This is a genomic window from Nonomuraea sp. NPDC049419 (assembly GCF_040676995.1).
In the GTDB taxonomy this organism is placed as follows: Bacteria; Actinomycetota; Actinomycetes; order Streptosporangiales; family Streptosporangiaceae; genus Nonomuraea; species Nonomuraea salmonea.
In genome coordinates, this window is sequence record NZ_JBFAQB010000022.1 from 43,299 (window position 1) to 63,296 (window position 19,998).

A 19,998-nucleotide genomic window follows, 5' to 3' on the forward strand; every position below is an offset into this window, starting at 1 on the left:
CTCCAGGGTGAGTGGCTCGGTGCCCGGGTTACGCCGGTGAGGACGGGGGTGCGTACGGCCCGCACGATGACGGCGTCACGCATCGCGGCCCCTTCCTCGTAGGTTGGATTTTCCAACCCACCATAAGTGAGTTGGAAAATCCAACGCAACCCCTACCAGGAAAATCCGGCCAGCCCGTGGATGATCACCCGGATCGCGGTGTCGAAGCCGCGCTCGGCCTCCTCCGGATCGTCGGGGAGGAGCCCCTGCGCCTCGGCGATGACGAAACCGGAGACGAACGCGTTCAGCACGTCGCTGGTCCGCCGCAGCTCCGGCTCCGGCACGCCGGCCAGGCGCAGGATGCGGTAGAGCGCCTGCCAGAGCGCGAGCTTGCGGTCGGCGACGAGCTCCGGATGGTGGTGCAGGTAGGTGAACATGGCAGGATGGGCGCGCACCCGCCGGTAGTAGGCCACGGCGAGCTGCCTGAGCTGGTCCTGCCAGGGTGAGCCGTCGTCGGCGGGCAGATCCATGCGCGCGTCGGCGGTGTCGCAGAGCAGCCTGATCAGCGCCTCCTTGCTCTCCACGTGGTGGTAGAGCGACATCGGGTTGACCCGCAGCTCGGCCGCCAGCTTGCGCATGGACAGCCCTTCCACGCCGCCCTCGTCCACCATGCGCAGTGCCGTGGCGCTGATCTCTTCGATGGTCAGGGGTGTGCCCCTGCGCGCGCTCGCAGCCATACACCGTATGGTAGCGTCAGCCATACGGTGTATGGCTATGAAGGGAGCACCCCATGGCGCGGATTCCGGCCCCGAAGGGCCTGCCGTTCGTCGGCAACACGCTGCAGATCCCCTCGCACGCCCCGGTCGAGCACTTCATGAAGGTGGCCGCCGAGTACGACGAGGGCATCGTCCAGTTCGAGATCGCCGGCCGCCGGGTCGTCCTCGTCCACGACCCCGACCTGGTCAGCGAGGTGTGCGACGAGAGCCGCTTCGTCAAGCGCATCAAGCCGCCGCTGACGATCGTGCGCGACTTCGCCGGCGACGGGCTGTTCACCGCCGACGCCGGCGAGCCCGTGTGGGGGCACGCCCACCGCATCCTGATGCCCGCCTTCAGCCAGCGCTCGATGAAGGCGTACTACCCGCAGATGCTGGAGATCGCCGAGCAGCTCGTCGGCTCGTGGGCCGCCCGCCAGGGCCAGGACCTGCCCGTCTCCGACGACATGACCAGGCTCACCCTCGACACGATCTCGCTCACCGGCTTCGGCTACCGCTTCCGCTCCTTCGACTCGCCCGAGCTGCACCCCTTCCTGACGGCCATGGGCGGCGCGCTGACCCATGCCATGCTGCGCAACCAGCGGCTGCCCGTCGTGACCAGGCTCAGGAAGGCGGACGAGCGCTCCTACCGGCGCGACATCGCCACCATGCAGTCGCTGGTGGACGACGTGATCAAGCGGCGCAGGGCCGAGGGCTCCAGGGAGGCGAAAGACCTGCTGGGGCTCATGATGGAGGCCGCCGACCCGCGCACCGGCGCCCGGCTGCCGGATGAGAACATCCGCGACCAGGTGCTCACCTTCCTCATCGCCGGCCACGAGACCACCAGCGGGCTGCTCTCCTTCGCCCTGTACAACCTGCTGCGCGAGCCGCACACCCTGGCCCGCGCGTACGACGAGGTGGACCGGCTGCTGCCCGGCGACGAGCCGCCCGCATACGAGACGATCATGAAGCTGGACGTCATCCCGCGCGTCCTGGACGAGACGCTGCGGATCTGGTCGCCCATTCCGCTCTTCAACGTCAGCGCCGTCCGCGACACCAGGATCGGCGGCTACCCGATTCCCGCGGACCAGGGTGTCGGCGTGCTGCTGCCGCTGCTGCACCGCAGCCCCAAGGCGTGGGAGCGGCCCGACGAGTTCGACATCGACCGCTGGCTGCCCGAGAACAGGAAGCACCACCACCCCGCCGCGTACAAGCCGTTCGGCAACGGCGAGCGGGCCTGCATCGGCCGCCAGTTCGCGCTCACCGAGGCCAGGCTCGCCCTCGCCATGATCCTGCGCCGCTTTGCGCTGTCCGATCCTGCCGCGTACCGGATGCGGATCAAGCAGACGCTCACCCTCAAGCCCGACGGCTTCACGCTGCGGGTCCGCGAGCGCCGCGCGCACGAGCGGGCCACCGTGACCTCCGAGCCCGCCGAGCGGAGCGAGCAGCAGGACGTCACGGTGACCGGGGTGCCGCTCACCGTCGCCTACGGCTCCAACCTCGGCACCAGCGCCGACCTCGCCGAGCGGCTGGCCGAGCGGGCCGGCCGGGCCGGCTTCGCCACCACGCTCACCACGCTCGACGAGCTGACCCCGCCCAGCGAGGGCCTGCTGATCGTGGTCGCCTCCTCCTACAACGGCAAGGCGCCCGACAACGCCCAGCGCTTCGACGCCCTGGAGGCCCTGCCCGACCTGTCGGGGGTGCGGCTGGCCGTGCTGGGCTGCGGGAACACGCAGTGGCCGACGTACCAGGACTTCCCGCGGCGCGCGTACGAGAAGCTGACCGCCGCGGGAGCCGTGCCCATCGTCGAGCGGGGCGAGGCCGACACCGACGGCGACTTCGACGGCGACGTCACGGCCTGGACCACCCGCCTGTGGGCGGCGCTGGCCGCGGAGTACAGCGCCGCCGCCGGGGGCGCCGGGCCCCGCTACGAGATGGAGGTGCTCACCGAGGCCGAGGTCCGGCCGTCGGTGGTGTCGGAGCGGGCCGCGCCGTTCACCGTGGTCGCCACCGAGGAGCTGACCGGCGACCCGGCCGGGCTCTGGGACTTCTCCACCGAGCCGCCGCGCCCCGGCGTGCGCTCGATCCTGGCCAGGCTGCCCGAGGGCGTCACGTACGAGGCGGGCGACCACGTGGCCGTCTTCGCCAAGAACGACCCCGAGCTGGTGGAGTGGGCGCTGCGCTGCCTGCGGGTGCCGCGCGAGCAGGTCGTCAGGCTGCGCGCCGAGAGCGCCACCCACCTGCCCGTCGGCACGCCGGTCACCGCCGGGCTGCTGCTCACCGAGTTCGCCGAGCTGCAGGAGGTCGCCACCAGGTCGGACCTGGAGCTGCTCGCCGCGCACACCGCCTGCCCGTGGACCACGCGGCAGCTCGCCGAGCTGACCGCCTCCTACGCCGACGAGATCCTCGCCAAGCGGGTCTCGCCGCTCGCGCTGCTCGAACGCTTCCCCGCCATCGAGCTGCCGCTTCCCGTCTTCCTGGAGATGGCCGGGCCCATCAGGCCGCGCTACTACTCGGTCTCCTCCTCGCCGCTGGCCGACCCCCGCCTGGTCCGGCTCACCGTCGGCCTGGTCGAGGGTCCCGCCCTGTCGGGCAGCGGGACGTACCAGGGCATGTGCTCGGCGTACCTGGCCGGGCTGAAGGAGGGGGACGTCTTCTACGGGTACGTCCGGGTGCCCGCGCCGCCGTTCCGGCTGCCCGCCGATCCCGCAACGCCGGTGATCCTCGTCGGGCCCGGCACCGGGTTCGCGCCGCTGCGCGGCTTCCTGGAGGAGCGGGCGCTGGGCGGGGCGAGCGGGCCTGCCCTGGTGTTCACCGGTTGCCGGCATCCCGAGCACGACCTGCTCTACGGGGGCGAGCTGGCCGCCTGGGAGCAGGGCGGCGGGGTGCGCGTGCATCGGGCGTACTCGGCGGTGGCGGGGCATCCGTACCGGTTCGTGCAGGACGCCGTGGCGGCGCACGCCGAGGAGGTGTGGGAGCTGCTGGAGCAGGGCGCGCACGTGTACGTCTGCGGCGACGGCCTCCGGATGGCGCCGGCCGTCCGCCAGGTCCTGCTCGGCATTCACCGGGACAGGACCGGTGAGGACGGGGCCGCGTGGCTGGCGGAGCTGGAGGAGCGGGGCCGCTACCAGCAGGACGTGTTCGCCTGAGCGTTTCGAGCGGCGCTTTGTCCGGGGATGCGCTGGGGCGGACAGTCCCTTTATCGACAATCCGGACTTAAAACTGCAATGTTGGATATAACCGCAGCGTGCACGACATATCCGTGGAACATGCTCGAAACTTGTCCACGGCACTGTGAAAGCCTCTGCGGAAAGGGGGCGGACATGCTGCTGCGTCTGAGGGTGTCACTGCCCGACAGGCCCGGCGGACTCGGCCAGGTGGCCAAGGCCCTGGGCGCTTTGGGCGCCGACATCCTGCAGGTCACCGTGCTCGAACGCGAGGCAGGACGGGCGGTGGACGACTTCACCGTCTCCTGGCCCGCGCCGGTGACCACAGAAGAGGCGCGCGAGCGGCTCTCCGCCCTGCCGGGGGTCCGGGTCGAAGGGGTGTGGCCCACCAAGGAGGTGCCCGGCTCCGCCCTCGACTACGACCTGCTCATGCACGTCGCCAGCGAGCCCGCCCGGGGCTTCGCCACGCTCGTGGACGCGCTGCCGGGCCTGTGCGGGGCCGAGTGGTCGCTGGCGGTGGCCGACGGCGTCGTCCGGCACGCCTCGCACGCCGCGCCCGCCTCGTTCGACCTGCCGGAGCCGCCCCCGAGGGCGGTCGCCAGGGACGCCGAGAAGCTGCGCCTCATGCTGCTGCCCGTCGTCACCGCCGGGCTGCACGTGGTGGTGGCGCGGGCCGACGGGCCCGACTTCCACCGCGCCGAGGTGGAGCGCGCCGCCCGCATCGTGGACGTGGTGTCCAAGCTGGCGGCCCGCGCGTAACCGTTGACCGAATAATGATCTGGTCACTAACGTGGGCGGTCACGACGGTGTGAACAGGAGCCGCCCTTGACCGTCCACGAGCCCGCCATCGGCCGCTACTACGAGGACTTCACCGTCGGGGACGTCTACCAGCACCCCATGGGCCGCACCGTCAGCGAGGCCGACAACACCTGGTTCACGCTCCTGACGATGAACACGAACCAGAACCACTTCAACGCCCACTTCGCCGCCAAGGCCCCCACCGGGAAGATCATCGTGAACTCGGGGCTGACCGTGGCCATCGTGCTCGGCCTGTCCGTCATCGACGTCAGCCAGACCGCGATCATGAACCTGGGCTGGACCGACATCAAGCTCACCCACCCCGTCTTCGTCGGCGACACCCTCTACGCCGAGTCGAAGGTGACCGCCAAGCGGGAGTCGAAGTCGCGGCCGTACGCCGGGATCGTCACCGCGTACACGCGCGGCCTCAACCAGGACGGCGACGAGATCATGTCCTGGACCCGCACCGTCATGGTCTACAAGCGCGACGCCCCCCACGACAAGGGCTACTTCCCCCAGGCCAGGACCGGCCCGCTCTGAGGAGTTGAGTCACATGGACTTCGAGCTGACCGACGAGCAGAAGGCGTTCCGCGAGACCCTGCGCGCGTTCGTGGACAAGGAGATCGTGCCGGTCGCCACCGAATGGGAGCACTCCGGGCGCTACCCGGCCGAGATCATCGACAAGATGAAGCAGATGGGGCTGTTCGGGCTGTCCGTCCCCGAGGAGTACGGGGGCCTCGCCGCCGACATGGTCTCCTTCGCGCTCGTCTTCGAGGAGATCGCGCGCGGCTGGATGGGCGTCGCCGGCACGATCGGCTCCCACTCGCTGGCCTGCTGGATGATCGCCCGCCACGGCACCGACGAGCAGAAACGCCGCCACCTGCCCGACCTCGCCACCGGCGCGCGGCGCACCGCCATCGCCCTGACCGAGCCAGGCGCCGGCACCGACCTGCAGGGCATCCAGACCCGCGCGGTCCGCGACGGCGACCACTACGTCGTCACCGGCACCAAGACCTGGATCACCAACGCCCGCCACGCCGACCCGCTGCCCGTCCTGGCCAAGACCTCCATCGAGGAGCCCGCCCACAAGGGCATGTCGGTGCTGCTCGTCGACCCCGATCTGCCCGGCTTCTCCGTCAGCCGCGACCTGCCCAAGCTCGGCTACAAGGGCACCGAGACCTGCGAGGTCGTGCTCGACGAGGTGCGGGTGCCGGTCTCGTGCCTGCTCGGCGGCGTCGAGGGGCGCGGCATGCAGCAGGTGCTGGGCGGGCTGGAGATGGGCCGCATCAACATCGCCGCCCGCGCCGTCGGGGTCGCCCAGGCCGCGTACGACGCCGCGCTCGCCTACTCCCGCGACCGCACCGCCTTCGGGCAGCCCATCGCCGATTTCCAGGCCATCCAGCTCAAGCTGGCCGACATGGCGACCGAGATCCAGGCGGCCCGGCTGCTCACGTACTGGGCGGCCTCCCAGGCAGACGGAGGCCGGCGGGTGGACATGGAGGCCGGCATGGCCAAGTACTTCGCCTCCGAGGTGGCGCTGAAGGCGTCCCTGGAGGCGATGCGCATCCACGGCGGGTACGGGTACTCGCAGGAGTACGTGGTCGAGCGGCTCTACCGCGACGCGCCGCTCATGGCGATCGGCGAGGGCACCAACGACGTGCAGCGCATGGTCATCGCGCGCTCGCTCATCTCGGGAAAGGGCAAGGTCGGCTGGTGACTCCGCCGTTCCCTGGACCGCTGCTTATCCTGGGCGCGGAGGGACTGCGGGAGCGAGGAACGCCATGTCCGACGACGAGGACACCGCCCACGGGCACGGGCACGGGCATGGGCATCGGCGTTCGGACCGGTGGCGGGGGATCCGAGGTGCGGTGAAGCGGATCACGCACGCCGTCACCCCGCACAGCCACGACACCGCCGGCAAGACCGACACCGCCCTGGAGACCAGCAGCAGGGGCATGCGCGTGCTGGCCGTCTCGTTCGCCGTCCTCATGGTCACCGCCGCCGTCCAGGCCGTCATCGTGGCGGCGTCCGGCTCGGTCGCGCTGCTCGGCGACACGCTGCACAACCTGGCCGACGCCCTCACCGCCGTCCCGCTGGCCATCGCGTTCTCGCTCGGCCGCCGCGCCGCCACCCGCCGCTACACCTACGGCTATGGCAGGGCCGAGGACCTCGCGGGCATCGTCATCGTCGCGCTCATCGCCGTCTCCGCGGCCCTCGCCGGGTACGAGGCCGTCACCCGCCTCCTCGACCCCCAGGAGATCAGGGCGGTCGGCTGGGTGGCCGGGGCGGCACTGATCGGGTTCGCGGGGAACGAGTGGGTCGCCCGCTACCGCATCAAAGTCGGCAAGGAGATCGGCTCGGCCGCCCTCGTCGCCGACGGCCTGCACGCCAGGACCGACGGCTTCACCTCCCTGGCCGTCCTCCTGGGCGCCGGGGGCGCCGCACTCGGCCTGCCGCCGGCCGACCCCGTCGTGGGCCTGCTGATCACCGTCGCCATCTGCTTCGTGCTGCGCGACGCGGCCCGCGAGATCTACCACCGCCTCATGGACGCCGTCGACCCCGCCCTCGTGGACGCCGCGGAAGGCATCCTCACCTCGGTGAACGGCGTCCGCCGCGTGGGCTCCGTACGTCTGCGCTGGATCGGCCACGCCCTGCACGCCGAGGTCGACATCCTCGTCCCCCACGACATGTCCGTCATCACCGCTCATGGGGTCGCGGTCGAAGCCGAACACCGCCTCATCCACGAACTCCCACGCCTGCGAGCCGCCACCGTCCACACCGACCCCGACGGCCCCGCCGACGCCGACCACCACGCCACCCTCACCACCCACCGCCACCACTGACCCCGCCCTTACAGCCGGTCGCACGGGTGTGGTTTCGCTGAGCCTGGCGCATCGGCCGGGGCGTTACGGGTAGTTTGTTGCGGGTGTCCGCAGCCGCTTCATCCCCCGCGTCCCCGGCCGCCCTCACCTCATCCTCCAGGCTCGCCTGGCTCGACGCTCTGCGGGGGATCGGTGCGCTCGCGGTGGTGGCCGAGCACATGCTGCCGTGGTTCGTGCCCAGTCTGAGGCCCTACTGGTTCAGTCTCGGCGTGTACGGGATTTTCGTGTTCTTCCTGGTCAGCGGCTACATCATCCCGGCGTCGCTGGAGCGGCACGGTGATGTGCGGGCTTTTTGGATCAGCCGGTTCTTCCGGCTCTACCCGCTCTACCTCGCGATCATCGTGCTCGTGCTGGCGCTCGCCTGGTGGGTGCCGGTGCGGGAGGCGGTGGTGCGGGACGGCAGCGCGGTGGCGGCGCACGCGACGATGCTGCTCGACGTCGTGGGCATCGGCGGGGTGGCCGACACGATGTGGACCCTGTCGTACGAGATGGTGTTCTACCTGGTGGTCACGGCGCTGTTCCTGACGCGCGGGCATGAGCGCAGCGGGACGTGGGCGATCGTGTTCGCGGTGGCGGCGGTGCTGGTGGGGCTGGTGGCGTCGGGGGCGGTGTTCGGGGGCGGGTGGCCGGCGTACATGTCGTGCGCGGTGTTCGTCCTCGGCCTGACGGGCGTGGTGCTGGGCCGCCTGCGTACGGTCTCGGCGTGCCTGCTGGGCGTGATGGCGGTGGCCTGCCTGCTGCTGAGCAGCCGGGTGCCGTGGCTGGGGGCGGCGGTGCTGGCGGTGATGTTCGCGGGGACGGCGATCTACCGGTGGGAGCGCGGCACCGGGCCGCTGTGGCCGGTGGCGGTGACGGCGGCGCTGGTGGTGATCGCGCCCGTCTGGGCCATCGAGAGCGGCTGGTGGTGGGTGCGGGCCGACGTCTGGCTGACGACGATCGCGCTGGCGGCGGCCACGTTCGCGGGCGGGATGGCGTTGCGGGGGCGGCGGCTGCCGCGGGTGCTGGTGTGGTTCGGGCTGATCAGTTACTCGCTCTACCTGGTGCACCATCCGCTGCTGAAATATTTCGTGCAGGTCAGTGGGGATCTGCGGCAGGCGGCGCTGCCGTACCAGCTGCTGATGACCGCCGTGGCGCTGGCGGTGATCATCGGGGCGAGCGCGCTGACGTACCGGTTCGTGGAGAAGCCGATGCAGGACCTCGGCCGGCGGGTCTCACGCCGGTGCCGCGGCGGGCTCCAGGGCGGCGGCGAGGCGCGGGTGCCGCGCGAGGACGCGGGCGACGACCGGGTCCTCGGCCATCAGGAACGCCAGGTGCCGCACGGCGTGGGCGACCACGTTGGCCAGGGCGACGCGGTCGGGTGACGGCGCCGCGGGAGCCCGGCCGCGGGCGATCTCCAGCACCGGCACCTCGACGGCGGGCAGCCACGGCTCGGGGTCGGGGCAGATCGCGTAGGTGAGGACGACTCTCCCGTCGGGCTCGTAGCGCCAGCTCGTGGAGTGGACGACGGTGACCGAGTCGCCGGCGGCCACGCCGGCCAGCCGCCGGGCCGCCGCGTCGGGGCTCTCGCCGGGTCGTGGGCTGGTCAAGGCCGACCGGTACGACCAGCGGCGCCGCGCGTCCACCCGTAGCATGAGCGTCTCGACCGAGACCACGTGTCCTGCCGTCACCGTCACCAACTTACTGCCAATCATGTGCAGGTGCGTTCCACGGGCATGTCCCTTTTCGCTCTTGAAACGGCAGGGCGGCCGGGTTGTGATCGAGGGCGTGCGAGAGAGAGGCCGACAGCCATGCCCGGTTTGCTGGTGTTGATGGGGTCGGGCGAGACGAGCCCGACCATGGTCGAGGTCCACCGCGCCGCGGCGCGGACGCTGCGCGCGGGGGCGCGGGCCGTGCTGCTCGACACTCCCTACGCCTTCCAGGAGAACTGCGCCGACATCTCCGCCCGCGCCCGCCGCTACTTCGCCCGCAGTGTCGGGCTCGAGGTCGAGGTCTCGCCGGCGATCACCGGCGCCGACTGGGTGTTCTCGGGGCCCGGCAGTCCCACGTACGCGCTCGACCGCTGGGCCGGCTCGGGTGTCGCGGGTGATCTGCGGGCCCGCGTACGCGCCCGCTCGGGTGTGACCGTGCTGGCGTCGGCGGCGGCCTGCACGGCGGGCCTGGCCACCGTGCCGGTCTACGAGATCTACAAGGTGGGCGCGGAGCCGCACTGGCGCGAGGGGCTCGACCTGCTGGAGCCGCTGGGGCTGCGGGCGGTGCTGATCCCGCACTTCGACAACGCCGAGGGCGGCACCCACGACACCCGCTTCTGCTACCTGGGGGAGCGGCGGCTGTCCCGCATGGAACGCGAGCTGCCGCCCGGCACCGCCGTGCTCGGCGTCGACGAGCACACCGCGCTGGTCATCGACCTGCACAGCGAGGAGGTGCGGGTGGCGGGGCGCGGTGGGCTGACCGTGCGGCTGCCCGGGTCGGTGACGGTGCTGCCGGCCGGCACCCGTACGGACCTGGCCGAGCTGCGCCGCCTGGCCGAGGGGAGGACAGCGGGCGCCGCACCCGCCCCTGCCGCACCTGAGCCGCGGGCCGTGCCCGCCGAGGTGACGCTGGAGGAGTCGATCCGGTCGTGCGAGGAGGCGTTCAACGCGGCCGTGGGCAGGCACGATCCGGTGGTGGCCGCCGGGGCGGTGCTCGACCTGGAGGCGGAGATGGTCAAGTGGGCGGCCGACACCGAGGAGGACTCGGGCGGCGTGGAGCAGGCCAGGGAGCTGGTGCGGCTGCTGATCGCCCGGCTCGGTGAGCTGGCCGCCGCGTCCGGCCGGCGCTCGGATGGCCTGAGCGCCCTGGTGGAGCCGCTGCTCGAGCTGCGGGCCTCGCTGCGGGAGAGCGGCCGGTACGACGTCGCCGACGCCCTGCGCGCGGCCCTGGTCCAAGGCGGCGTCGCCGTCGAGGACACTCCCGAGGGCTCCCGCTGGAGTCTCGCCTAGAACACCGATGACGACGGCCGACGCGCGTGGCCGTGAACCCGCCGTCGGCACGCGGGCTCGGCAAAGGCGGGGTATCCGCCTGCGGGGGCGTCGCGGGTCAGCGGCGGGGTGGGTCGATGCGGGCGCCGTCCGAGGTGAAGATCATGATGCGCGAGAGGTCGACGGCCACCTTGGCGGCGTCCCCCTGGCGCCAGATCGGCCGGTTGCCCAGGCGGACGATCAGGTCGGAGCGGCGGTGGATGCCGCTGCCGTTGGGGTGCTGCCCGACCTGCTCCTGCTCCTGCCACTCCTCTTCCTCGCGGGAGAACAGCCGCCGCACCAGCCCGGTCAGCTTGCCCGTGCCGTTCGCGCCCCCGCCGGAGCGCCGCCGCTGCCGCGGGTCGGGCGGCTCAGGCACCGGTACGGCCGGCATCCCGCACTCCAGGTACGCCAGCCACTCGTGCCCGTGGTACTCCAGCGCCCGCACCCGCCCGTAGAAGGCCGGCCCCTCGTACGACTCGGGCACCGGCGCGAGCCCGTCCGGCCGCAGCCCGACGAGTACCTGCCCGCCGGTGTGCTGCGAGATCGCGTACGCCCTGGGATCGCTCCACGGCATCGTCAGCCGGTGCGGCCCGAAGTCGAGCATGACGTACTGGTTCTGCGGCGTCCTGACACCGGCCGCTAACAGGTTCAACTGCTGGGAGTTGAGGAACGCGGCCACGAACGCGGTCGCTGGATCGTTGTAAATCTGGGCCGGGGTGCCGACGTCCTGGAGGACCCCGCGATTCAGGATCGCGATGCGGTCGGCCAGGGTGAGCGCCTCGACCTGGTCGTGGGTGACGTAGATGGTGGTGACGCCGAGCGATCTGACCAGCGCCGAGATCTCCATGCGCAGCTCGGTGCGCATGCCGGCGTCGAGGTTCGACAGCGGCTCGTCCATGAGGAACAGCTTGGGCTGGCGGACGATGGCCCGCCCCATGGCCACCCGCTGCCGCTGGCCGCCGGACAGGGTGCCGGGCCGGCGTTCGAGCGTCTCGTCGATGTGCAGCGCCTTGGACAGCTCGGTGACGCGCTCGCGGACCATCGCGGGGTCGGCCTTGGCGATCTCCAAGGGGAAGGCGATGTTCCCTCTGACCGTTCTGTGGGGGTAGAGGGCGCCGTTCTGGAAGACCATCGCCACGTCGCGGTCGCGCGGCGCGAGGTGGTTGGCCAGTTCGCCGTCCAGCCACAGGTCGCCCTCGGTGATGTCCTCCAGTCCCGCGATCATGCGGAGGAGGGTGGACTTGCCGCAGCCCGATGGGCCGAGCAGCACGAGGAACTCACCGTCTTGCGCTTGAAGGCTCAGCCGGTCGACCGCGAGATAGTCGCCCGGATACACCTTTGACACTTTGTCGAGAACGACCGAGCTCATGGGCCCACACCTTGCGCGCGTGTCACCTGTGACGGGGCTGATTGAAGAGGTAGTACATCGCGCCTTAACGCTACATGTCCACCCTTGACATAAAGAATCTCATTCGGCAGGCGTTTCGGACGGGAGTTTTGGGCATCCGAACGCACAGATTTCCGGATCTGATAGGCGTGGAAGGAGTTGCGTAAACTTGCGGAAAGGGATTTCATAGTCCGAACGTGCCGGAGACCGCGGGGGAGACCGATGACCGACTGGTGGCGAAATGCCGTGATTTACCAGGTCTACGTGCGCAGCTTCGCCGACGGCAACGGTGACGGCGTGGGCGACCTGATCGGCGTTCGCGATCGCCTGCCGTACCTCGCCGGTCTCGGCGTCGACGCCCTCTGGCTGACGCCCTTCTACCCCTCGCCGATGGCCGACTTCGGCTACGACGTGGCCGACCACCGCGACGTCGACCCGCTGTTCGGCACCCTCGCCGACGCCAAGGCGCTCATCGACGAGGCGCACGGCCACGGGCTGCGGATCATCGTCGACATCGTTCCCAACCACACCTCCGCCGCCCACCCCTGGTTCCAGCAGGCGCTGCGCGGCGAGCGCCGCGAGCGCTACATCTTCCGCGACACGCCCAACGACTGGGAGTCGATCTTCGGCGGTTCCGCCTGGACGCAGGTCGAGGACGGCCAGTGGTACCTCCACCTGTTCGACCCCTCCCAGCCCGACCTCAACTGGGACGACCAGGAGGTGCGCGGCGAGTTCGAGTCGATCCTGCGCTTCTGGCTCGACCTGGGCGTGGACGGCTTCCGGGTGGACGTCGCGCACGGCATGGTCAAGCCGCGCGGCCTGCCCGACATCGGGCGCGGCGAGCAGGCCACGATGGTCGGCAGGGAGCCGGTGCCGTTCTTCGACAACGACGAGGTGCACGAGATCCACCGCTCCTGGCGGCGGGTGCTCGACTCGTACCCGGGAGAGCGCATCGGGGTGGCGGAGGCGTGGGCGCCCACGCCCGAGCGGCTGGCGAACTACGTGCGCTCCGACGAGCTGCACCAGGCGTTCAACTTCCACTACCTGTTCGCCCCCTGGGACGCCGCCGAGCTGCGCGAGGTGATCGACGCCTCGCTCGCGACGTCCGCCACGGCCGGCGCCCCCACCACCTGGGTGCTGTCGAACCACGACGTCAAGCGGCACGTCACCCGCTACGGCAGCCTGGCGAGAGCGCGCGCCGCCGCGCTGCTCACGCTCGCGCTGCCCGGCTCGGCCTACGTCTACAACGGCGAGGAGCTGGGCCTGCCCGAGGTGCTCGACCTGCCGCCCGAGCTGTGCCAGGACCCGCAGCGGCTGCGCGACCCCGACAGCGGCCGCGACGGCTGCCGCGTCCCGCTGCCCTGGACGCGCGACGGCGGCTGGCGCGACCCCTGGCTGCCCATCCCCGCCGGCTGGGCGGAGCTCAGCGTGCAGGCCCAGGAGGGCGTGCCCGGCTCGACCTTGGAGCTGTACCGTGCGGCGCTGCGGCTGCGCCGCGACCTCGGCGGCGACCTGGTCTGGCACGACTCTCCCGAGGGCACGCTGATGTTCTCCAGGGGGCCGGTCGTGTGCGCCGTCAACCTCACCGCCGAGCCCGTCGGCTTCGGCGTGGACGGCACGCTGCTCATCGCCTCGGATGTCCCTGGAGCAGGGGATTCCGCGGCCTGGTGGAAAGTAAAGTGTCAGCCATGAACGGTCACGCTCGCCTCGCCGACATCGCCGCCCAGGCCGGGGTGAGCGAGGCCACCGTCAGCAGGGTGCTCAACGGCAAGCCGGGCGTCTCGGCGAGCACCCGGCAGGCGGTGATGGCCGCACTCGACCTCATGGGCTACGAACGCCCGCCCCGCCTGCGGCAGCGCAGCAACGGGCTGGTCGGCCTGGTGACCCCCGAGCTGGACAACCCGATCTTCCCCGCCTTCGCCCAGGCCATCGAGAAGGCGCTGACGCAACACGGCTACACCCCCGTCCTCTGCACCCAGCTGCCCGGCGGCGCGCCGGAGGACGAGTTCACCGAGCTGCTCGTCGACCGCGGCGTGAGCGGCATCGTGTTCGTCTCAGGGCTGCACGCCGACACCACCGCCCGCATGGACCGCTACACCCGGCTGACCGACCGCGGCCTGCCGATCGTGCTGGTCGACGGCTACAGCGAGCACATCGACGCGCCCTTCATCTCCCCCGACGACCGCATGGCCGCCAGGCTCGCCGTGCAGCACCTCGTCGACCTCGGCCACGAGCGCATCGGCCTCGCGCTCGGGCCGCGCAGGTTCGTCCCCGTGATCAGGAAGATCGAGGGCTACCGGCAGGCCATGGCGCAGCTGCTCGGCTCGGCCGACGTCGAAGAGCTGATCGCCCACTCGCTGTTCTCCGTCGAGGGCGGCCAGGCCGCCGCCGCGCAACTGCTCAGCCGGGGCTGCACCGGCATCGTGTGCGCCAGCGACCTCATGGCGCTCGGCGCGATCAGGGCGTGCAGGGAGAAGGGACTGACGGTCCCGGGGGAGGTGTCGGTGGTCGGGTTCGACGACTCGCCGCTCATCGCGTTCACCGATCCGCCGCTGACCACCGTACGCAAGCCCATCGGCGCCATGGCGTCGGCCGCCGTGCAGACGCTGCTCGAAGAGGTCAACGGCGCGCCCGCGAAGAACGTCGAGCTGATCTTCCAGCCCGAGCTGGTCGTGCGCGGCTCCACCGGATCAGGCCCGCTGGTCAACCGGTGAGCGACCTGCTCGTGCTCGGCGGCTCCGGCGTCGACACCACCGTCTACGTTCCCGAGCTGCCGCTGCCCTACCGCGACACCCACCATGTGCCGCCCGTCATCGACCGCATCGGCAACACCGGCGCCGGCGTCGCGCTCCGCTGCCACGCGCTCGGCCTCGGCGTCGTCTTCGCCGACCTCATCGGCGACGACCCGCAGGGCGCGCTCATCCGCGACGCGCTGCGCGACCTCGACTGCCGCTTCGCCCGCGCCGCGGCGGGCACCCGGCGCAGCGTCCTGCTCGTGGACCCCGACGGCCGCCGCACCTCGCTGCACGACGCGCGGGCCACGCCGGGCGAGCGGCTGCCCCGCGAGCTTTACGCCGGCGTGCCGGTCAGGCACGCTCACGTGTCGATCATCGACGCCTGCCGCGACGTCCTCGCCGAGCTCGGCGGCGTGCCCGTCTCCACCGACCTGCACGACTGGGACGGCGTCAACGACTACCACCGCGACTTCGCCCGCCGGGCCGACCTCGTGTTCCTGTCCGCAGCCGCGCTGCCCGACCCGGCCGCCACCATGCACGAGATCATCGAGCGCGGGCGGGCCCACACCGTCGTCTGCACGCGCGGCGCGCTCGGCTGCCTGGTGCTGACGCGCGGCTCCGCCGTCCGCGCCTTCCCCGCCGCGCCGCTGCCGGGGCCGATCGCCGACACCAACGGCGCCGGCGACGCGTTCGTCTCCGGCTTCCTGTACGGCACCCTGCGCGGCAGGCCCCTGGAGGAGTGCGTACGCCTCGGCGCCGTCGCAGGGGCCCACGCCTGCACCGTGCCGGGCACCCACGAGTCCCCGATCACCGAGGCGGTGCTGCTCGCCCGCTCACCGTGAGCGGTCCAGCTCGCGCCAGGCGCGGAAGACGAAGGGCGGCGCCGAGATCAGCACGTAGACGCTGGTGAACATGAGCAGCGTCACGTCCAGGCCGGTCAGCGTGCTCAGCGAGCCCGCCAGCAGGCCGCCGACCGGCATGCCCGCGTACGCGGCGGCCGTCATCGCGCCGATCACCCTGGCCCGCAGCCGGGCGGGGATCCTGTCGTACTGCAGGATGCCCAGGATGGGGTTGATCGCGCCGGCGGCGAACCCCGACAGCGCCGTCACCGCCACCGCCACCGGGAACGGCGCGTCCAGGGCCAGCACCAGCACCCTTGGCACCCCGGCCAGCAGGAAGCACAGCCCGTACGTCAGCCGCATCGGTAATCGCTCGCCGGCCGCCCCGTACACGATGGTGCCGGCCACCGCGCCCGCCCCCAGCACGCCCGTGAGCAGGCCGAAGGCGCGCGGGTCGCCCACCACCTCGCGCGCGTAGAGCGCGAGCAGCACCTGCGTGACGCCCGTGTCGAGCAGGTTGACCACGACGACCATGGCGGTGGCGCTGAGCTGCAGCCGGTCCTGCCGGAGGAAGCTCAGCCCGGCCCGCAGATCGCCGAGGTAGCCGGTCGAGTCGCGGGCGTTCCGCCGTACGCGCGGCACGCCCGCCCCGATGAGCAGCGCCGACAGCAGGAACGACACGCCGTCCACGAACAGCAGCAGGTGCGGGCCGATCCATAGGATCAGCACCCCGGCCAGCGGCGCCCCGACCATGGCCGCGCCCCGGTAGACGCCGTCGTACGCCGCCGTGGCCCGCTCGATGCGCACCCCGGCCGCCAGCGACAGGTCGGGCAGCATGGCCTTGCGCGCGGTCTCGCCCGGCGTGGTCACCAGCCAGCGCAGGAAGAGCATCAGCAGCAGCAGCGGATAGCTGAGCCCTGTCGTCAGGAACAACGCCGGGACGGCCAGCACGATCAGCCCGCTGACCAGGTCGGACACCACGCTCGTCAGCCGGTAGCCGAACCGGTCCACCAGCGTGCCGCCGAAGGCCGCGGAGATCACGATGGGGAACGTGGTCGCGAACGAGGCCAGCCCCGTCAGCACCGCGCTCCCGGTCGTCTCCAGCACGAACCAGGGGACGGCGAGGATGGAGAGCATGTTGCCGGTGACGGATAAGGCGTTGGCGGCCAGGAAGGTGATGAATGGACGCCTCACGCGATGCCCCCGGCAACAGTTGTCGCTTCAGCGTTGCTCATGGGTGCCTTATGGTCAAGCGCCCCTTTTGAGAGTCGTAGTCCGATAAGTCAGATGATCACGCTACTTATGCGCCCGAAAGCCCAAAAGTCGGGAATCATGCGATGGCGGGAGCGAGGTGACGAACGGGGGCGGATAGGCTCGTGGCCCTGACCTTGAATGTCCTTGCGTGTCCTTGCGTACCTCCCGGAGGCTGCCCCGATGACCGTTGCCGTTCACGTCGGTCCCGAACCCGTCCCCGCGCTCATCGACGCCGTCGAACGCGGCGGCGGCCGGGTCGTGCCTCTTGAGCAGGCCGAGGCGATCGTCTACTTCGGCAGCGACGACCCCGCCGAGCTGCGCGGCATGCTGCACGAAGGCATCCGCTGGGTGCAGCTGCCGCACGCCGGCATCGAGCGGTGGGCCGACGCCGGCGTCGTCACGGAGCACCCCGTCTTCACCGCCGCCACCGGCTCCTACGGCCCCGCCGTCGCCGAGCAGGCGCTGGCCCTCATGCTGGCCGCCGCCCGCGATCTGCACCGCCACGCCAGGGCCACCACCTGGGGCCGCAACGACTCCCGGATGCTGGCCGGCTCGACGGTCGCCATCGTCGGCGCGGGCGGCATCGGGCGGGCGCTGACCCGGCTGCTCGAGCCGTTCGGCTGCCGGGTGGTGGGGGTCAGCGACCGCGGCGAGGTGCCGGGCGCCGACGCCGTCCTGCCGCGCGCCCGCTACCGCGAGGCGCTGCCCGGCGCCGACTACGTCGTCGTCGCCGCGCCCGCCACCCCCGAGACCAAGGGCATGTTCGGAACGCGCGAGTTCGAGCTCATGGAGAAGGACGCCTGGCTGGTGAACGTCGCCAGAGGCAGCCTCGTCGTCACCGGCGATCTGGTCGAGGCGCTGCGCGCGGGCGTCATCGGCGGCGCCGCCCTCGACGTCACCGACCCCGAGCCGCTGCCCGCCGGCCACCCGCTGTGGACCATGCAGAACGTCCTCATCACCCCCCACAGCGCCAACCCCCGCCCCGCTTACTGGCGCGGCCTGGCCGGCCGGGTCACCGCCAACGTCCGCCACTTCGGCGCCGGCGAGCCACTCGAAGGCGTGGCCTCTCCCAAGCAGGGCTTCTGACGCACCTGCCGCTGCGGGGGTGCTCAGTCGAGGTTGAGGCGGGCACCCCTGCTCAGGCCGGAGTCGTGGACCTCCAGGCCGAGCGGGTCGAGGTTCTTCGGCAGCTCGAACACCAGCGAGCCCTTGAACGTCCGGCCCGCCTCGATGCGGGCCGGGGTGATCTCCTTGCCGTCGGCGTCGAGCAGCTTGGCGCCGTCGTGCAGGGCCTCGTCCTCGTCGATCAGCTTCTGCCGGCCGGGGTCGAGGACGCGGGCCTCCTGGCCGACGTTCCTGACCTGGACGCCGACCTCGCACGTGCGCATGGTCGCCGCCCCGCCCGGCTCGGGGCACTTCGTACTGGTCACCGCGAACCGCAGCTTGCCGTCCTGCACCGGCCCGTCCGCGCCGACGCCCGTCGAGCGGAGGAACCACGACACCGCTGTCACCAGCAGCACCAGCAGCACGATGACGATCACGGCCGCCATCAGGCAGCCGGACAGTACCCCGCGCTTGGGCCGCGCGGGGTAGCCGGGGAGCGGGCCCTGGCCGGTCGTCGAGTGGTGCGGCCCCGCCTGATGGGGCATCGGCCCCTGCCCGCCCTGAGGCGGCATGGGCACCCGCGGCATGGGCCCGGTCCGCTCGACCAGCGGCGGCAGCTGCACACCCCCCGGTGGCGGCTGATGCGACGCCCCGGGCCGGGGTCCGGTGCGTTCGGCCGGTGGCGGCTGATGTGACGCCCCGGGGCGGGGTCCGGTGCGCTCGGCGGGCGGCGGCTGATGTGACGCCCCAGGGCGGGGCCCGGTGCGCTCGGCGGGCGGCGGCAACGGCGAGCCTCCCGGCAGCGGCCCGGTGCGCTCGGCGGGCGGCGGCAGTTGCGCACCCCCCGGCTGTGGTTGAGGTGAGGACCCAGGCCGGGGCCCCGTGCGCTCGGCGGGCGACGGCTGCTGCGAGACGCCGGGACGCGGTCCGGTGCGTTCGGCCGGCGGCGGTTGCGGCGCCCCGTGGGCGCCTCCCGGCACGACCTGCTGCGGCGCCCGCGCCGCCTCGGGCTGCGGCGCGTGCGAGGAGCCGGGTCCGGGCTGGGGCGCCCGCGCGGCATTCGGTCCGGGATGGGGTGCGTGGGCGGGACCTGGCCCGGCGTGCGAGGAGCCGGGAGCCGCCTGCGGCGCGTGCCCAGGGCCGGGAGTGCCGTGGGGGGCCGGGCCCGCGCGGTCGGGCCGGGGCGGCATGAGGGGGCCGAACTCCGACGGGTTCCACGCGCTGGTGAGGTGCCTGGTGGCGGCGAGCTGCGCGGCCGGCTCGTCGGCCGCCCCCACGAGCTCCAGCAGCAGCTGCCGGGCGGCGGGCCGCCGCGCGGGGTCGGGGTGGATGGCCGCGGCGACCAGCCGGTCGAGCGGCGCGGGCAGCCCCCGCAGGTCGGGTGGCGCCTGCCGGGCCCTGGCCGCCATCACGTACGCGTCGCCCTCGCCGAACGGATGCCCGCCGAGCCCCGCGTACGCGATGAGCGACCCCCACGCGAACACGTCGCCCGCCGGGCTGGTCTGGCCCTCGAAGACCTGCTCGGGAGCGATCCAGCCGGGCGTGCCCATGACCATGCCGGCGTTGGTGTGGCGGGAGTGCACGTGGGTGGAGCGGGCCAGCCCGAAGTCGATCACCCGCGGCCCGGCCAGCGTCAGCATCACGTTGGCCGGCTTGAGGTCGCGGTGGACGAGCCCGGCGGCGTGGATGGCGGTGAGCGCGGCGGCCACGCCGACGGCGGCGGCGTGGAGCACGGACGGCGACAGCGCCCCGTGCTCGATGAGGTGGTCTTCGAGCGAGATGCCGTCGATGTACTCGGTGACGAGGTAGAGCCGCCCGCGGTCCTCGCCGTGGTCGAGCACCCGGGCGGTGCAGAACGAGGCGACCTTGCGCGCGTTGGACACCTCTTCGTGGAAGCGCGCGCGGTAGACGGGGTCGGCGGTGAAGTCGCGCCGGATCGCCTTGACCGCGACCTTGGAGCCGTCGGCGGCCCTGGCGAGATAGACCACGCCCATGCCGCCGGAACCGAGACGGCTGATCAGCTCATAGGGGCCGATCGCCGGCGGGTCTTCCGGCTCAAGAGGAGTGCCTGCGGAGCGCCCCAACGTCGCCGTCCTCTCGCC

General features: G+C 72.2%; 15 protein-coding genes. 11 read left to right on the top strand and 4 right to left on the bottom strand.

Annotated features, from left to right (window positions below):
- Positions 1-152: 152 nt before the first annotated feature.
- Positions 153-716, bottom strand: coding sequence for a TetR/AcrR family transcriptional regulator C-terminal domain-containing protein (locus AB0K12_RS40525; protein ID WP_364573167.1), 564 nt, complete (start codon positions 714-716; stop codon positions 153-155).
- Positions 717-769: 53 nt separating this feature from the next.
- Here AB0K12_RS40525 and AB0K12_RS40530 point away from each other — a divergent pair, with 53 nt between their 5' ends.
- From AB0K12_RS40530 to AB0K12_RS40560, 7 genes are all read left to right on the top strand, one after another.
- On the top strand, positions 770-3,880 hold the full coding sequence (locus AB0K12_RS40530; RefSeq protein WP_364573169.1) for a cytochrome P450: 3,111 nt from the start codon (positions 770-772) through the stop codon (positions 3,878-3,880).
- A 174-nt stretch (positions 3,881-4,054) separates the two neighbouring features.
- Complete coding sequence (locus AB0K12_RS40535; protein ID WP_364573171.1) at positions 4,055-4,657, top strand: ACT domain-containing protein; 603 nt, start codon at positions 4,055-4,057, stop codon at positions 4,655-4,657.
- Between the two features lie 66 nt (positions 4,658-4,723).
- A complete protein-coding gene (locus tag AB0K12_RS40540) occupies positions 4,724-5,236 on the top strand; it encodes a MaoC family dehydratase (protein WP_364573173.1) in 513 nt (170 codons plus the stop codon).
- Positions 5,237-5,249: 13 nt separating this feature from the next.
- Positions 5,250-6,413: an acyl-CoA dehydrogenase family protein gene (locus tag AB0K12_RS40545; RefSeq protein WP_364573175.1), complete on the top strand. Its 1,164-nt coding sequence runs from the start codon at positions 5,250-5,252 to the stop codon at positions 6,411-6,413.
- Between the two features lie 151 nt (positions 6,414-6,564).
- Positions 6,565-7,539, top strand: a complete 975-nt coding sequence (locus AB0K12_RS40550) for a cation diffusion facilitator family transporter (RefSeq protein ID WP_364573177.1) — start codon at positions 6,565-6,567, stop codon at positions 7,537-7,539.
- Between the two features lie 83 nt (positions 7,540-7,622).
- Positions 7,623-8,939, top strand: coding sequence for an acyltransferase (locus tag AB0K12_RS40555; RefSeq protein ID WP_364573179.1), 1,317 nt, complete (start codon positions 7,623-7,625; stop codon positions 8,937-8,939).
- A 426-nt stretch (positions 8,940-9,365) separates the two neighbouring features.
- Positions 9,366-10,556, top strand: a complete 1,191-nt coding sequence (locus AB0K12_RS40560) for a hypothetical protein (protein ID WP_364573181.1) — start codon at positions 9,366-9,368, stop codon at positions 10,554-10,556.
- A 97-nt stretch (positions 10,557-10,653) separates the two neighbouring features.
- Here AB0K12_RS40560 and AB0K12_RS40565 read toward each other — a convergent pair whose 3' ends face one another.
- Positions 10,654-11,946, bottom strand: a complete 1,293-nt coding sequence (locus AB0K12_RS40565; RefSeq protein WP_364573183.1) for an ATP-binding cassette domain-containing protein — start codon at positions 11,944-11,946, stop codon at positions 10,654-10,656.
- A 240-nt stretch (positions 11,947-12,186) separates the two neighbouring features.
- Here AB0K12_RS40565 and AB0K12_RS40570 point away from each other — a divergent pair, with 240 nt between their 5' ends.
- Genes AB0K12_RS40570 through AB0K12_RS40580 form a run of 3 tightly spaced genes read left to right on the top strand, consistent with a single transcriptional unit; the run spans position 12,187 to position 15,541 of the window.
- A complete protein-coding gene (locus tag AB0K12_RS40570) occupies positions 12,187-13,656 on the top strand; it encodes a glycoside hydrolase family 13 protein (protein WP_364573185.1) in 1,470 nt (489 codons plus the stop codon).
- On the top strand, positions 13,653-14,678 hold the full coding sequence (locus tag AB0K12_RS40575) for a LacI family DNA-binding transcriptional regulator (RefSeq protein ID WP_364573187.1): 1,026 nt from the start codon (positions 13,653-13,655) through the stop codon (positions 14,676-14,678). The genes AB0K12_RS40570 and AB0K12_RS40575 overlap by 4 nt, the downstream gene beginning before the upstream one ends.
- The gene (locus tag AB0K12_RS40580; RefSeq protein WP_364573189.1) at positions 14,675-15,541 is read left to right on the top strand and encodes a PfkB family carbohydrate kinase; all 867 of its coding nucleotides are present in this window, start codon (positions 14,675-14,677) and stop codon (positions 15,539-15,541) included. Before AB0K12_RS40575 ends, AB0K12_RS40580 begins: the two co-directional genes overlap by 4 nt.
- Here AB0K12_RS40580 and AB0K12_RS40585 read toward each other — a convergent pair.
- Positions 15,533-16,732, bottom strand: coding sequence for an MFS transporter (locus tag AB0K12_RS40585; protein ID WP_364573191.1), 1,200 nt, complete (start codon positions 16,730-16,732; stop codon positions 15,533-15,535). The genes AB0K12_RS40580 and AB0K12_RS40585 overlap by 9 nt on opposite strands.
- 240 nt (positions 16,733-16,972) lie before the next feature.
- Between AB0K12_RS40585 and AB0K12_RS40590 the strand changes: the two genes are divergently transcribed.
- Complete coding sequence (locus AB0K12_RS40590; RefSeq protein ID WP_364573193.1) at positions 16,973-17,878, top strand: D-isomer specific 2-hydroxyacid dehydrogenase family protein; 906 nt, start codon at positions 16,973-16,975, stop codon at positions 17,876-17,878.
- 23 nt (positions 17,879-17,901) lie between these two features.
- On the opposite strand, the gene AB0K12_RS40595 is transcribed toward AB0K12_RS40590, so the two are convergent.
- Positions 17,902-19,980 carry a protein kinase gene (locus AB0K12_RS40595; protein ID WP_364573195.1) on the bottom strand — a complete coding sequence of 693 codons (2,079 nt, stop codon included), beginning with the start codon at positions 19,978-19,980 and terminating at the stop codon, positions 17,902-17,904.
- Positions 19,981-19,998: the final 18 nt, after the last annotated feature.

Coding starts and splice junctions, on each gene's coding strand:
- AB0K12_RS40575 (WP_364573187.1), top strand. CDS start 13,653: ATGAACGGTCACGCTCGCCTCGCCGACATCGCCGCCCAGGCCGGGGTG.
- AB0K12_RS40530 (WP_364573169.1), top strand. CDS start 770: ATGGCGCGGATTCCGGCCCCGAAGGGCCTGCCGTTCGTCGGCAACACG.
- AB0K12_RS40560 (WP_364573181.1), top strand. CDS start 9,366: ATGCCCGGTTTGCTGGTGTTGATGGGGTCGGGCGAGACGAGCCCGACC.
- AB0K12_RS40590 (WP_364573193.1), top strand. CDS start 16,973: ATGACCGTTGCCGTTCACGTCGGTCCCGAACCCGTCCCCGCGCTCATC.
- AB0K12_RS40570 (WP_364573185.1), top strand. CDS start 12,187: ATGACCGACTGGTGGCGAAATGCCGTGATTTACCAGGTCTACGTGCGC.
- AB0K12_RS40545 (WP_364573175.1), top strand. CDS start 5,250: ATGGACTTCGAGCTGACCGACGAGCAGAAGGCGTTCCGCGAGACCCTG.
- AB0K12_RS40565 (WP_364573183.1), bottom strand. CDS start 11,946: ATGAGCTCGGTCGTTCTCGACAAAGTGTCAAAGGTGTATCCGGGCGAC.
- AB0K12_RS40525 (WP_364573167.1), bottom strand. CDS start 716: ATGGCTGCGAGCGCGCGCAGGGGCACACCCCTGACCATCGAAGAGATC.
- AB0K12_RS40535 (WP_364573171.1), top strand. CDS start 4,055: ATGCTGCTGCGTCTGAGGGTGTCACTGCCCGACAGGCCCGGCGGACTC.